Below are 14,876 nucleotides of genomic sequence, written 5' to 3' on the forward strand. Positions count from 1 at the left end.
CAAACAGCTGGGTCCAAGATGGTGCTTGGTACTATGTAAATAAAAATGGTGTCATGCTTGAAAATGCTTGGGTCCAAAGCGGTGGCGCATGGTATTACATGGGCAAAGGTGGAGCCATGAAGACAAATAGCTGGGTTTATGACGGCAAATGGTACTATCTTGGCGCTAACGGCGTTATGGCGACAAACAAATGGTTGAGCAGTGGTGGCGTATGGTATTACTTCAATAAAAGTGGAGTTATGCTAGAAAACAGCTGGCTTTACGATGGCGGCTGGTACTACCTCGGTAGTGGCGGAAGCATGAAAACCGGCTGGCAACTAGTAAGCGGCCAATGGTACTACTTCTACAACAGCGGACTAATGGCTGCCAACACAACAATCGGCGGCTACAAACTAGGCTCTAACGGAGTTTGGATCCGATAAGTGGGACATAGGGACAGGTCCCTTGTCCCAAAACCAAAGGCAGGAAGCAGATAACTCTGTTTCCTGCCTTTTTTGTTTAAAAACCACGGGGACAGTTCCACTGGTCCCTATGATGAAACCCGAATTACATTTTTACAGTAACTGGCCTGTAACCAACTGTCCCTATATCCCAATACAAAACCCTTTATTCATTAACAAAATGCCTAAACTCAATATACCTATTATTCTATAAATATTGTATAATTTAGTATAATTTTACAAATATGGTAAAGGGGGATAAGACATGAAAAGGTTTAAATCATTCATCTCACTCATCATCTTTTCATTAATCGTTACATTTCTGTTGCCTGTAGCTTCTGTTGGCGCGGAAAATGCAGCTCCAAAACTAGCATCCAAACCATCTGTATCCGAAACAAATGCTATAGTAGAAGATCAAATCGAAATATATAATGCTATAACACAAGATACATCTATAACCGTTGATTTTTATCACTATGGGACGCAAGATGTGGGTGGTCTTGAGTTTCAACTTTTCTTAGACGGTGTGTTGAAGACCCAAATTCCTTATTTTGAATACGCAACTTACCCATTTAAGGGACTTACTCCAGAAACAGAATATGAAGTAGGAATAAAAGTAGTGCGCAATAGCAAGGTGATAGCAAGTGTCTTTCATACTGTAAAAACACTACCTGTTCCTTCTTATTTTAAAGATGCAGCTTTAGAGTATGCGGTCAAGCAATCTCTAGAGATTGGCGATCGCGCACTTGAAATAAGTGATGTAGTCAAGCTAAAGTATACATTTGCATATGCCCTAGGCATAAAATCTTTAGAAGGGCTTGAGGCAGCAACAAACCTTGAAATCCTAGATGTATCAGGAAACCAAATTTCGGATATTACACCAGTATCAAATCTAACAAAATTATCTAGATTGGAAGTAAACGTGAATCCGATAAAAGATATTTCTCTCCTATCAAATCTACCTCATCTGAAAACCTTAGGTCTTGGAAGGCTTACATTAACAGATTATTCAATTGTTGGGGAGTTAACAAATCTAAAAGAATTGGATTTAACTCTATCAAATGTATCCGATATTTCATTCATCTCTAATTTAAAGAACCTGGAATATCTCAATCTCTACGGAAATAATATTAGTGATATTTCAGTACTTCTAACCCTGCCAGCTCTAAGGTATGTGGAACTAAATACGAATCCATTAAGTGAAGCTTCCCTGAAGATTGTAGAAGCACTAAGAGCAAACGGGGTAAGTGTGTATTTCAATCTATTTGATTGGGTTTATAACAATAATAAATGGTACTACGTCGATCGATATGGAAATCCAACAACTGGTTGGGCGAAAATCAGTGACGAATGGTACTACTTCAATGCAGACGGCTCAATGGCCGAAAATAAATGGGTCCGAAGCGGTAGCACATGGTACTATCTCGGAAAAGATGGCGAAATGCTGACAAACAGCTGGGTTCAAGACGGTGCATGGTACTACATGAATAACAATGGTGTCATGGCTGAAAATGCTTGGGTCCAAAGCGGCGGAGCTTGGTACTACATGGGCAAGGGTGGGGCCATGAAGACTAACAGCTGGGTCTATGACGGTGCATGGTACTATGTAAATAACAATGGCGTCATGGTTGAAAATGCTTGGGTCCAAAGCGGTGGAGCTTGGTACTACCTAGACAAAGGTGGAGCCATGAAGACAAGTAGCTGGGTTTATGACCGCAAATGGTACTATCTTGGCTCTAATGGCGTTATGGCAGCAAACAAATGGGTGAGCACTAGTGGCGTATGGTATTACCTCAACAATAGTGGAGCTATGCTAGAAAATAGCTGGTTATATGACGGTGGCTGGTACTACCTCGGTAGTGGCGGAAGCATGAAAACCGGCTGGCAACTAGTAAGTGGTCAATGGTATTACTTCTACAACAGCGGACTAATGGCTGCCAACACAACAATCGACGGCTACAAACTAGGTTCTAACGGAGCCTGGATCCGATAAGTGGGACAGGGGGACAGGTCCCTCGTCCCAAAACCAAGAGGCGGGAAACAGATAACTCTGTTTCCCGCCTCTTTCGCTTATCTGAAAGGTAAAAATAGGTTAAATACAGAGGACCACGGGGACGGTTCCACTGGTCCTCATCCCCTCCACCTTACTTGGCTATTAATCTACAAATTTCTGAAAAAACCCGCAACCACTACAAGCTCTACCGATTTGTTTCCGAGTGCTCGGGTCGATATAATAAATTTCGTCATGTCCACAAACTCCACATTCCATGTCGTGAAAAACTTCTCGGGGACCAAACACAACATCAAGGATCAATTCGAATGCCAAATAGATCAATCCCTTCCTTAAAGTTTTGAATGAAATATACCATAAGGAAAATGTGAAATTCGTAATATCTTGTCTATTAAAATCATAAAAAAATCGACAACAAAAATAGAATAGAAACATTAGCATAGGACTGTGGGACAAGGAACCTGTCCCTGTGTCCCACACCGCAATTCCCTTAAATTTCCCAGATTTAGTCGATTAGGTACAAACTCCCATAAGAATTTACTCGGATTATGTAGATATTTGTAAATTCCTTGTATATAATAACCAATAGACTGACTATTAATTGGGACAAGAAATGAGTCCCTGTGACCCACTTACAGGAGGATGAAAATGGAAGAGACTATTAGTTTAAGAGAAATATTCCAGACCATAAAGAAACGTTTATGGTTAATTATAATGATTTCAGGTTTAGCTTTGATTACTGTTGGGGTTGTAAGTTTTTTCTTTTTAACACCAATTTATCAATCTTCTACGCAAATTCTAGTGAACCAAAAAGCATCAGAACAGCCGTACTTAAACCAATCAGATATTAGAACAAACATAGACTTAATTAATACGTATAACGAAATAATTAAGACGCCCGCAATTTTAGATATTGTGAAGGAAGAGCTTGATCTAACTGAAACTTTAAGTGAGTTAATTACGGTAGGAAGTTCAAATAACTCACAGGTTATGAAAATTACGGTACAGCACCCAGACCCTGAAATGGCCGTGAAAATCGCCAACACAACAGCAAATGTATTTAAAAAACAAATTGTCAAAATCATGAATGTTGACAATGTAAGCATTTTGTCACCAGCAGAACTACCAGAAAATCCATCACCCGTTAAACCAAACCCGGTACTAAACATGGCGATTGCTCTTGTAGTAGGTTTAATGGCAGGTGTTGGTTTAGCATTCCTACTTGAGTATATAGACAATACAGTAAAATCAGAGCAAGATATCGAAAAACTTCTTGGGCTTCCAGTATTAGGCGCAATTGCACAAATTGATCTTAATGAAGAAACACAACTAGCAAACAGAACACGTACGACAGGTAGGAGGGATTCTCTTGGCGCGTAGACGTAAACAATTTCAATTACAAAACCGAAGCTTAATCACTATGGTGAACCCAAAATCACCAATTTCAGAACAATATCGTACGATTCGTACGAATATTCAATTTTCATCCGTAGATGGAGAAATGAAAACAATCATGGTCACTTCAGCAGGACCAGGTGAAGGAAAATCAACAACAACCAATAACATTGCGGTTGTATTTGCTCAGCAAGGCAAAAGGGTCTTATTAGTTGATGCCGACTTACGTAAACCAACGGCTCATTATTCATTCCAAGTAGAGAACAATATAGGTTTAACAAACGTCTTAACAAAACAATCAACACTTATAAAAGCTGTTAAAAATACAAAGGAAGAAAATCTCTCTGTCCTAACAAGTGGACCAATTCCTCCAAATCCTGCAGAGCTTCTTGGTTCTAAGGCAATGGAAGAATTCCTAAACGAAGTAAAAGAAAACTTCGATATGGTCATTTTTGACACACCACCAACACTTGCAGTTACAGATGCCCAGATATTAGCTAATAAAACAGATGGTGTCGTCTTGGTTGTAAGCAGTGGGAAGACGGAAACAGAAGCTGCACTGAAAGCGAAAGAGCTTCTAATAAACGCGAAAGCGAAGCTTTTAGGTGTTGTATTAAATAACAAGAAGATAACAGAGAGCTCATATTACTATTATTATGCTCAAAAATAAGAACGAATTTGCTAAGAAGAAGGACCTAAGGAAATATTTATCTTGTGTAAATATTTCCTTTCTCGTTATTCGACGGTATTCGACAAAATTCCCCCGTACCGTTACATGAATATACATGTTACTATTACAATTGTAAGTATTTTGGTAGAATAATTTGTCGAAAAAAGTAAAAGATAGAGGATGCGATCGATTATGATTGATATACATTGCCATATACTCCCATGTCTTGATGATGGGGCAAAAGACCTAGATGAAACGATTAAGATGGCCGAACAGGCAGCTAAAGAAGGAATAACACAAATAATCGCAACTCCTCATTATAAAAAAGGGGAATATGAGAACCCGAAAGAAAAAATCCTCCAGGCGGTTGAGGTGGTAAATGAAGAATTATCTCGACGCAATATTCCACTTACAATCTTACCAGGTCAAGAGCCACGAATCGATGGCGAACTTCTACAGGACTATAACAAAGGTGAACTACTTTCACTAAATAACAGCGAGAAATACCTGTTCGTTGAATTTCCAAGCGGACATGTTCCACGCTATGCAGAACAGCTTCTGTTCGATATTCAGTTAAACGGAATGACACCTGTGATTGTCCATCCAGAGCGAAACAGTGAACTGATTGAAAACCCGGACCTCTTATACAAGTTTGTGAAAAATGGGGCTTGCACTCAAATCACATCGTCAAGTGTTACGGGCCATTTCGGTAAAAAAATTAAAAAGTTCACATTGCATTTAGTTGAATCGAACTTAACCCATTTTGTTGCATCAGATGCTCACAATCTATCAACCCGACCATTTCGAATGAGTCAAGCGTATGATGAACTGGTAAAGGAATTTGGAGTGGCAGCGCAATACTTTTTTGTCGAGAATGCTGAGCTATTAGTAGAAGGAAAGACGATTGTCAAAGGTACCCCAGAACGAATAAAGAAAAAGAAACTGTTTGGGATATTTTGATTGAACATAGAAGGGAAATTGCGACTCTATAAAATATACATAGAGACGGTATGAAAGGGGGAGTATGGTCTTGTCTTATCGAAAGAGATTAGGATCATTAATCATCATTGATTCCATCATTGTATTAACAGCCATTTATATTAGTTATTTTACACTTCATCCTTATTTTCATATTTTCACAATGCCAGTTCTGCTGATAAGCTCTATTACTCTATTAGTGAGCCACCATGGATTTGCGTATCTAAACCGTCTATATAAACGGGCATGGGAATACGCAAGTATTGGTGAATTGATCAGCATTGCGAAGGCTGTTACGCTCTCCATCATCACATTAGGAATCGTACAATTCTTCGTAATTGGAGATGTATATGTCAGAGTTCTCATGCTCACATGGATGATACATATCCTCTTTATCGGAGGCTCACGCTTTTCATGGCGACTATTCCGTGATGCCTTTTACCGTGAGGACAAGAATAAGAAGAGAACTTTAATTGTCGGTGCGGGTGCAGCAGGTACAATGCTCGCAAGACAGCTCCACCATAACCACGATCTCGACCTAAGACCGATCGCCTTTGTAGATGATGATCTGAAAAAGCAAAATCTACAAATCTACAATCTACCAGTTTTAGGTGGAATTAATAAAATCGAAGAAATCGTCAAGACGAAAAAAATCGAAAACATCATCATTGCGATTCCTTCATTAAATAAGAAGGAACTCAATGATATCTTCCAGGAATGCAGTAAGACAAAAGCAAAAACACAAATCATGCCTCTCATTGAAGATGTCATGCTTGGAAAAGTAACCGTAAATAGCATCCGTGATGTACAGGTGGAAGATCTACTTGGTAGAGAGCCTGTTAAACTAGATACAGAGAGTATCTCCGAATATCTAACAGGTAAAACAATACTTGTAACTGGTGCAGGTGGCTCAATCGGCTCTGAGATTTGTCGTCAGGTAAGCTCATTCAATCCGAAAAAGCTTATCCTAGTCGGACACGGGGAGAACAGCATCTACCTAATCGACATGGAGCTCCGCAATAAATACAAAACACAGTTTGAAATTATCCCAGTCATTGGCGATGTACAGGATCGCAATCGCATGTTTGAAGTTATTGAAACACACGCCCCTGATGTTGTGTATCATGCTGCGGCTCATAAGCACGTTCCTTTAATGGAGTACAACCCTAAAGAGGCCGTCAAGAACAATGTGTTTGGAACAAGAAATGTAGCAGAAGCTTGTCATACATTTGGTGTTAAGAACTTCGTTCTTGTATCGACGGATAAGGCGGTTAACCCCACGAATGTGATGGGTGCGACGAAGCGGATGGCAGAGCTTGTGATTCAGAATCTTGCATTAATAAGTAAAACAAAGTTTGCGGCTGTACGATTTGGAAATGTACTTGGAAGTCGCGGGTCTGTTATTCCGTTATTCAAAAAGCAAATTCAAGCTGGTGGACCCGTAACGGTTACACATCCTGAAATGACAAGATATTTTATGACAATACCGGAGGCCTCACGGCTTGTGTTGCAGGCAGGTGCGTTGGCACGAGGTGGAGAAATCTTTGTGCTGGATATGGGTGAACCCGTTAAGATAGTTGACCTAGCGAAAAACCTGATAACATTATCAGGCTATACTTTAGATGAAATTGAAATCAGATTCACTGGCTTACGACCAGGTGAAAAAATGTTCGAAGAGCTCTTAAATGCAGATGAAATTCATCTTGATAAAGGTCAAATCTATCCGAAGATTTATATCGGCAAGACCTACAACCTTTATAAGGAAGAAGTAAAAGAGATTCTCGCTCACGGATTAGAGCTTGAAACGGAAGAATTGAGTAAGAGATTACTAGATCTAGCAAATAACCGTGTTGAGCCGAAGAAAGAAAAGTTAGTTTCAGCTGTGAACTAATAAATTAAGTAGAAAAGGGAGTCATTTAAAAATGAAAGTCAGAAAGGCCATCATCCCTGCTGCTGGATTAGGAACAAGATTTTTGCCTGCAACAAAGGCGATGCCAAAGGAAATGCTTCCAATCGTTGATAAGCCAACAATCCAGTATATCGTTGAAGAAGCAGTAGAGTCTGGAATTGAAGATATTATCATTGTGACCGGTAAAACGAAACGTGCGATTGAAGATCACTTTGATAACTCTTTCGAATTAGAACAAAACCTTTTAGAAAAAGGTAAGCTAGAACTTTTGGAAGAGGTTCAAAAGTCTTCAAGGGTAGATATCCACTATATCCGTCAAAAAGAACCAAAAGGATTAGGACATGCCGTATGGAGTGCCCGTAAATTTATCGGGGATGAGCCTTTTGCCGTGTTACTTGGAGATGACATTGTCCAAGCGGATAAACCGTGCTTACGTCAGCTAATGGATGAGTATGAACAAACGTATTCATCCATCATTGGTGTCCAAACCGTACCAGATGAAGAAACACATCGTTATGGAATTGTGGATCCATCAATACAAACAGGAAGAAGGTATCAGGTTACAAACTTTGTCGAAAAGCCAGCCCCAGGCAAAGCTCCATCAAATCTAGCAATCATGGGTCGTTATATCTTAACTCCTGAGATCTTCATGTTCTTGGAAAAACTAGAAACAGGTGCAGGTGGAGAAATTCAATTAACAGATGCGATTCAACAATTGAATGAGATTCAACGAGTGTTTGCGTATGATTTTGAAGGTACTCGTTATGATGTTGGAGAGAAGTTTGGGTTTATTAAGACGCAAGTTGAGTTTGCTTTAAAGAATGAATCACTTCGTGATGATTTATTGAAGTATTTGGCTGAGGTTGTAGAGTGTCACAAAGTGATGAACTAACTTTCTGATAAATGATATTTACCAGCGATACGTAAGGATATTGCTGGTAAATATTTGTTAAATGTTAGACTAAAGCAAAATAGCCTGAGACTTTGGTTAGTTAGTAGTTAGTTGGAACTTCCTTTTCCAATTAAGTACTAGCAAACTAAATAGCTAAAATAAATGTTAGAAAAAGAGTTATAAATTTTGAAATAAAAGGGGTAAACGATATGTCATATTTAGTAGTTGTTGCACATCCTGACGATGAGGTATTAGGTGCAGGTGCGACGATGTATAAACTTGCGCAGGAAGGACATTCCGTTAATGTTTGCATTCTATCGGGGGAAGTAAATGCTAGGAATTTCCGTCCCACCACTGAAGAACTTAATGATGATGTGAATAATTCATTAAATATATTAGGTGTTGATAAAGTAATTAAAGGTAACTTTCCAAATATAGAGTTTAACACTGCTGGACATTTAAAGCTTGTTCAGTTTATTGAGTCAGCAATTCTTGAAACAAATGCTGATGTAGTGTTTACTCACCATCCTGCTGATTTAAATAATGATCACTTACACACATCGCTTGCCTGTCAGGCTGCAGTAAGATTATTTCAAAGAAGAAGTGACATTACTCCTCTTAAAGAACTTCTTTTTATGGAAGTTCCATCTTCAACTGAATGGGGATTAAATAAAGCAATGAACCAGTTTTCTCCCAATACCTTTGTTGAAGTTGGTGAAGTTGGAATAGATACAAAACTTGAAGCACTTGCAGCGTATCGTGGTGTTATGAGAGATTATCCTCACCCTAGAAGTAACGAAGCTATTAAAGGGCTTGCGGCGTATCGCGGTGGACAATCTGGTACGGTTTATGCGGAAGCATTTGAGAGTGTATTTAGAAGAAGGCTTTAATTTAGCAGTAAGGAGGATATTTGTTTGAAGAAGATTGCATTTGCTACATGTGTCCAATTAGGAATGAGTTGCATCGAAGAAATATACGAAATTGGTGGAAATCTGGACTTAATGATCACTCTTAAGGATGAAAAGGCAAAAAACAAATCCGGGAGAATTTATCTAGATGATCTTGCCCAGCAGCACGAGGTTCCTCTATTAAAAATTAACAATATCAATGATCAAGAAGTACTAGATGCTTTAAAGGAATTTAAAATTGACTGGTTATTTATTATTGGCTGGTCTCAAATTGCAAAGAAGGAAGTTCTTGAAACACCAACGTATGGTTGTATTGGGATGCATCCAACATTGTTACCACTTGGTAGAGGAAGAGCGGCGATTCCGTGGGCAATCATTAAAGGTTTGAATAAAACTGGAGTAACAATGTTTAAGTTAGATGAAGGTGTTGATACCGGAGATATTATCGGACAAGGTGTAATAGAGCTTGATGAAACTATAACAGCAACGGATCTTTATCAAAAAGTTGACGATATGCATATCACATTAATCTCTAGATACTTTAAAGACATTGTTACTAACAATATTACACTTATAAAACAAGATGAATCAAAAGCAACCGAATGGCCGGGTAGAAAGCCAGAAGATGGAGAAATAGTGAGTACGATGACTATGGATGAAGCGAGTAGATTAGTCCGTGCAGTAACACATCCATACCCAGGTGCTTTCTATAAAAACAATGGTAAAACCATTAGAATATGGTCTGCAAAAACAAGTAAAGATTCAGGGAAAATTAAACTAAGAGATGGGTATTTAATTCCAATTGATTTTGAGATTGAGGGTTAGAATAGTGGATAGAAAGTTTCAAAATTTAATTAAAAGAATGATTGATATTGTAGTTTCATTAGTTGTTCTAATACCATTTTTTCCAATATGGACTTTGATTGCAATTTTAATTAAGATTACATCTCAAGGTCCAATATTTTTTCTTCAGGATCGCCCGGGACGGAATAAAAGAATCTTCAAGGTTTACAAATTTCGAACAATGAAGCCAGGTTCTGATACCATGATAAAGGGCAAAGAGGTCATGAAGGATGACGATCGAGTAACAACTATTGGTAAGTTTTTAAGAAGAAGTAAACTTGATGAAATTCCTCAAGTATTGAATGTGCTTAGGGGAGAAATGAGTCTTATCGGTCCAAGACCTGAGAGGATAGCATCCCTGGCTGATTATACGGATGAAATATCGAAAAGACTTAATATGAATCCAGGAATGACTGGTTTAGCACAAGTAAGTGGTAATATTTATCTTTCCTTAGAGGATCGTTACAAGCTAGATATTTTTTATGTTGAGCATTTTAGTATATGGCTTGATTTCAAAATTTTAATAAGGACAGTTGGCGTTGTTTTATTTGGAGAGGATAAGTTTCTAGATAAGTCCTTAGTTGAAATTAACCTCGGGTCTACAAAGGTAGCAGGCACTAAAGAGGAGAATGTTTCACAATGAAAAAGATACTAATAACTGGAGCAAACAGCTTTGTAGGAACTTCATTCAAGAAATGGATATCTCAGTATCCAGAGAAATATTCTGTAGATACGATAAGCTTGAGGGATGAAAAATGGAAAGAAACTTCATTTGAAGAATATGATGCAGTTCTCCATACTGTAGGAATAGCTCATGTAGACTCTAATCCTGATCCCAAACTGGAGTCACTCTATTATAGAATAAATCGGGATTTAACGATTAAAACTGCACAAAAGGCAAAGAACGAAGGTGTAAAACAGTTCATTTTTATGAGTAGTATTATTGTTTATGGTGATAGTAGTCGTATTAATGAAACTAGAGTAATTAATATAAATACCAAACCTACACCGGCTAACTTTTATGGGAACAGTAAGCTACAAGCAGAGGAAGGAATTAGACTCTTAGAAAGTAATAAATTTAAGGTTGCCATAATAAGGCCACCTATGATTTATGGAAAAGGATCCAAAGGGAATTATCCTAAACTAGCAAAAATCGCCAAGTTATTACCGGTATTTCCTGATATAAATAACGAACGTAGTATGCTTCATATTGATAATCTTTGCGAAATTCTCAGGTTAATAATCGATTATAAGGATAGTGGTATATTTTATCCGCAAAATGAAAAATATGTTAAAACAAGTGAGATGGTAAGTTTAATATCTGAAGTAAATGGGAAAAAGATTAAATTAACAAAGTTTTTTAACCCATTACTAGGTATTATGTCTGGAAAGGTAGCCTTAATTAATAAAGTTTTCGGAAGTCTTGTTTATGATAAGGAATTAAGTGGTTATAAGAAGAATTATAGAATAAGAGACTTAAAAGAATCAATTCTGGAAACTGAAAAAAACAATAGCTATATGTAAAAGGGGGGATTTTGTTGAAAGTTTCAGTCATTACTGTTTCATATAATAGTGAAAAAACTATTGAAGAAACAATAAAGTCAGTTAAAAATCAATCATACGAAGATATTGAATATATCCTGGTAGATGGTAAATCAAATGATAGTACAATAGATATTATCAAAAAATATGAATCTTTTTTTAAGAATACTACTAAAGATTACAGATGGATTTCAGAAAAAGATTCAGGTATTTATGATGCAATTAATAAGGGAATAAAATTGGCAACTGGTGATGTTATTGGAATTTTAAATTCAGATGACTTCTTTTGTGAAAATTCTGTAATTGCTGATATCGTTGACTGTTTCAAAAGCAATAATATCGATTGCTTATACGGTAACATGGTATATATTAATGCTGAAACACGAAAAGTAAAAAGGCGTTGGATTTCTAGGGAATTTAACAATGGCTTATTTGAAAAAAGTTGGACTCCTGGACATCCGACATTCTATTGTAAGTCCGGATTATATCATGAATATGGTTTATATCGAACTGATTTTAAAATTGCTGCAGATGTAGAGTTAATGTATAGGTTCCTTGTTAATCATAATATTAATAGTTATTTCATGAATAAGTATATGGTGGTGATGAGGCAAGGTGGTGTAAGTAGTTCGGGTTTAAAGAGTACACTAACAATAACTAAGGAAATGAAAAAAGCAATAGAGGAAAATGGAGGGAATTTTAACCTTGCAAAGTATTTGTTCTATAAAGCATTAAAAATTAAAGAATTTTTATTAACATGATACGATAAAAAATTTAAAAAGTGGTGAAAGAAATTGGATAAAACATCGAAAATTTATGTTGCTGGTCATAACGGTTTGGTAGGTTCAGCAATTTTAAGAAAACTAATTAATGACGGGTATACTAACCTTGTATATAAGACCAGTAGGGAGTTAGATCTACGAGATTCTAACGCGGTTAATGAATTTTTTCGAACAGAATATATAGAATACGTATTTTTGGCTGCTGCAAAAGTTGGTGGTATCATTGCTAACAATGAATATCCTGCTGAATTTATTCGTGACAATCTAATGATTCAAACAAATGTAATTGATGCAGCCTATCGCAATGATGTTACCAAATTATTATTTTTAGGTAGTACTTGTATTTATCCGAAAATGGCTCCTCAACCATTAAGGGAAGAGTATTTGCTAACTGGTAAATTAGAGCCAACTAATGAGCCATATGCCATTGCAAAAATTGCAGGAATAAAAATGTGCGAGTCATATAATCGACAATATGGTACAAAATATATTTCAGCTATGCCTACAAATTTATATGGCGAGAATGATAACTTTGATCTACAAACTTCCCATGTGCTACCAGCATTGATTCGTAAGTTCCATGAAGCAAAAAAAAATAATGCTGAATTTGTAGAAGTCTGGGGAACAGGCACACCGAAGAGAGAGTTCCTTTACTCAGATGATTTAGCCGATGCATGCGTATTCTTAATGAATAATTATGAAGGAAATGAAATAGTTAATATTGGTGTAGGAGAAGACATTCCGATCGGGGAATTAGCTCGAAAAATTAAAGAGGTTGTTGGATATAGTGGAGAAATTTGTTTTAATACATCAAAACCAGACGGAACACCTCGTAAACTTGTAGATGTAACTAGAATAAACAACCTAGGCTGGAAAGCCACTACTAATTTAGAAGAAGGCTTAAAGAAAGCATATAATTGGTTTTTGAAACATGAAGAAGAATTAGTAAAATAATAATATACTACAACACTAGGAGGATACGATGAAAAAGGCAATAATTACAGGTGTAACGGGCCAAGATGGTTCGTATTTAGCAGAATTTTTATTAGATAAAGGGTATGAAGTTCACGGAATCATTCGCCGTAGTTCTTCTTATAATCAAGAACGATTAGAAGATCTTCTCTCTGAACAAGAAGTAGATCAATTATTAAACAATAAAAACTTCCATCTTCATTATGGAGATGTAACAGACGCATTAAACGTGACTCGTTTAATCGCTGAAATACAGCCTGATGAAATATATAATTTAGCAGCACAATCTCATGTGCGTGTTTCTTTTGATATGCCAGGATACACTCTAGATGTTGATGCAAAGGGTACATTAAATATACTAGAGGCTGTTCGTATATTAGGGTTAACAGAAAAAACAAAAGTATATCAAGCATCAACATCTGAATTGTTTGGTAAAGTACAAGAAGTACCACAAAAAGAAACAACTCCTTTTTACCCACGTTCTCCATACGGGGTTGCAAAAATTTATGGGTTTTGGATTACAAAAAATTATCGTGAATCATACAATATGTTTGCTGTTAACGGAATATTATTTAATCATGAATCAGAACGTCGTGGTGAAACATTCGTAACTCGTAAAATTACTCTTGCTGCTGCACGTATTGCACAAGGTAAACAAAAGAAGTTAATGCTAGGTAATTTAGATTCCTTACGTGACTGGGGCTATGCGAAGGATTATGTAGAATGCATGTGGTTAATTCTACAACACGATAAACCAGAAGACTTCGTTATTGCAACTGGTGAAATGCACTCAGTGCGTGAGTTTGTTGATTTAGCATTTAAACATGTAAACATTGAAATTGAGTGGACAGGGGCAGGTATTGAAGAAAAAGGTATCAATAAAAAAACAGGGGAAGTAATTGTAGAGGTTGACCCGAAATTTTTCCGCCCAGCCGAAGTAGAACAACTCTTAGGAGATCCTACAAAAGCAAAAGAATTATTGGGATGGAATCCACGAGCAACGTCATTTGAGCAATTAGTAAAAATTATGGTTCAAGCTGATATGATAAAAGTTAAGAATGAATCAGGAGAAAAGAGAATGTTTGATTAAGGTTTATGTGAATTTTAAATTACCTCATAAGTTTATTTGTAATTAGCGGGTTTAGAAAAAATGTTTTGTATATATCTGCTAATTACAAATTGTTTATTGAGAAATGGAGGTATTTATGTGAAAGTATTACAAATTAATTCCCATTGCGGAGTTGGTAGCACAGGTCGGATAGTTACGGATATTGATAATATATTAAAAAGTCTTGGAGAAGAAAGTTATATAGCTTTTGGAAGAGAATATCCTAAAACTGAAAGTACACCTATTAGAGTAGGAAATAAATTAAATAATTATACCCATGCATTAAAGACCAGATTACTAGATTTGCATGGTTTCGGATCAAAGAAACCAACAATAAATTTTATTCGAAAAATTAAAGATATTGATCCTGACATTATTCATTTGCATAATATTCACGGCTATTATTTAAACATAGACAGTTTATTT

General features: G+C 36.7%; 13 protein-coding genes and 2 pseudogenes. All 15 read left to right on the forward strand.

The window, feature by feature from the left end:
- Positions 1–422: pseudogene (locus tag V7112_RS15560) on the forward strand (choline-binding protein A); the annotation flags it as partial.
- 283 nt (positions 423–705) lie between these two features.
- Complete coding sequence (locus V7112_RS15565) at positions 706–2,433, forward strand: leucine-rich repeat domain-containing protein (protein ID WP_335421393.1); 1,728 nt, start codon at positions 706–708, stop codon at positions 2,431–2,433.
- 666 nt (positions 2,434–3,099) lie between these two features.
- The gene (locus V7112_RS15570) at positions 3,100–3,831 is read left to right on the forward strand and encodes a YveK family protein (protein WP_335421395.1); all 732 of its coding nucleotides are present in this window, start codon (positions 3,100–3,102) and stop codon (positions 3,829–3,831) included.
- Entirely contained in the window at positions 3,821–4,516 is a 696-nt protein-coding gene (locus V7112_RS15575; protein ID WP_335421397.1) for a CpsD/CapB family tyrosine-protein kinase, read from the forward strand. The genes V7112_RS15570 and V7112_RS15575 overlap by 11 nt, the downstream gene beginning before the upstream one ends.
- A 192-nt stretch (positions 4,517–4,708) precedes the next feature.
- Positions 4,709–5,476: a tyrosine-protein phosphatase gene (locus V7112_RS15580; protein WP_335421400.1), complete on the forward strand. Its 768-nt coding sequence runs from the start codon at positions 4,709–4,711 to the stop codon at positions 5,474–5,476.
- 70 nt (positions 5,477–5,546) lie between these two features.
- A complete protein-coding gene (locus V7112_RS15585; RefSeq protein WP_335421402.1) occupies positions 5,547–7,385 on the forward strand; it encodes a polysaccharide biosynthesis protein in 1,839 nt (612 codons plus the stop codon).
- A 31-nt stretch (positions 7,386–7,416) separates the two neighbouring features.
- The gene (gene galU, locus V7112_RS15590; protein ID WP_335421404.1) at positions 7,417–8,295 is read left to right on the forward strand and encodes a UTP--glucose-1-phosphate uridylyltransferase GalU; all 879 of its coding nucleotides are present in this window, start codon (positions 7,417–7,419) and stop codon (positions 8,293–8,295) included.
- 209 nt (positions 8,296–8,504) lie between these two features.
- Positions 8,505–9,185 carry a PIG-L deacetylase family protein gene (locus V7112_RS15595; protein WP_335421405.1) on the forward strand — a complete coding sequence of 227 codons (681 nt, stop codon included), beginning with the start codon at positions 8,505–8,507 and terminating at the stop codon, positions 9,183–9,185.
- A gap of 24 nt (positions 9,186–9,209) precedes the next feature.
- A complete protein-coding gene (locus tag V7112_RS15600) occupies positions 9,210–10,028 on the forward strand; it encodes a formyltransferase family protein (RefSeq protein WP_335421407.1) in 819 nt (272 codons plus the stop codon).
- Positions 10,029–10,032: 4 nt separating this feature from the next.
- The gene (locus tag V7112_RS15605; RefSeq protein WP_335421409.1) at positions 10,033–10,689 is read left to right on the forward strand and encodes a sugar transferase; all 657 of its coding nucleotides are present in this window, start codon (positions 10,033–10,035) and stop codon (positions 10,687–10,689) included.
- Entirely contained in the window at positions 10,686–11,570 is an 885-nt protein-coding gene (locus tag V7112_RS15610; protein WP_335421412.1) for an NAD-dependent epimerase/dehydratase family protein, read from the forward strand. The genes V7112_RS15605 and V7112_RS15610 overlap by 4 nt, the downstream gene beginning before the upstream one ends.
- A gap of 14 nt (positions 11,571–11,584) precedes the next feature.
- The gene (locus V7112_RS15615) at positions 11,585–12,349 is read left to right on the forward strand and encodes a glycosyltransferase family 2 protein (protein ID WP_335421414.1); all 765 of its coding nucleotides are present in this window, start codon (positions 11,585–11,587) and stop codon (positions 12,347–12,349) included.
- Between the two features lie 33 nt (positions 12,350–12,382).
- A complete protein-coding gene (gene fcl / locus V7112_RS15620; protein ID WP_335421416.1) occupies positions 12,383–13,324 on the forward strand; it encodes a GDP-L-fucose synthase in 942 nt (313 codons plus the stop codon).
- A 28-nt stretch (positions 13,325–13,352) separates the two neighbouring features.
- Positions 13,353–14,432 carry a GDP-mannose 4,6-dehydratase gene (gmd, locus tag V7112_RS15625; protein ID WP_335421418.1) on the forward strand — a complete coding sequence of 360 codons (1,080 nt, stop codon included), beginning with the start codon at positions 13,353–13,355 and terminating at the stop codon, positions 14,430–14,432.
- A gap of 117 nt (positions 14,433–14,549) precedes the next feature.
- Positions 14,550–14,876 (forward strand): annotated as a pseudogene (locus V7112_RS15630) (glycosyl transferase); the annotation flags it as partial.

This window comes from Bacillus sp. JJ1566 (assembly GCF_036962685.1).
Classification (GTDB): Bacteria; Bacillota; Bacilli; order Bacillales; family Bacillaceae_L; genus Ferdinandcohnia.

Coding starts and splice junctions, on each gene's coding strand:
- gmd (WP_335421418.1), top strand. CDS start 13,353: ATGAAAAAGGCAATAATTACAGGTGTAACGGGCCAAGATGGTTCGTAT.
- V7112_RS15570 (WP_335421395.1), top strand. CDS start 3,100: ATGGAAGAGACTATTAGTTTAAGAGAAATATTCCAGACCATAAAGAAA.
- V7112_RS15565 (WP_335421393.1), top strand. CDS start 706: ATGAAAAGGTTTAAATCATTCATCTCACTCATCATCTTTTCATTAATC.
- galU (WP_335421404.1), top strand. CDS start 7,417: ATGAAAGTCAGAAAGGCCATCATCCCTGCTGCTGGATTAGGAACAAGA.
- V7112_RS15610 (WP_335421412.1), top strand. CDS start 10,686: ATGAAAAAGATACTAATAACTGGAGCAAACAGCTTTGTAGGAACTTCA.
- V7112_RS15580 (WP_335421400.1), top strand. CDS start 4,709: ATGATTGATATACATTGCCATATACTCCCATGTCTTGATGATGGGGCA.
- V7112_RS15595 (WP_335421405.1), top strand. CDS start 8,505: ATGTCATATTTAGTAGTTGTTGCACATCCTGACGATGAGGTATTAGGT.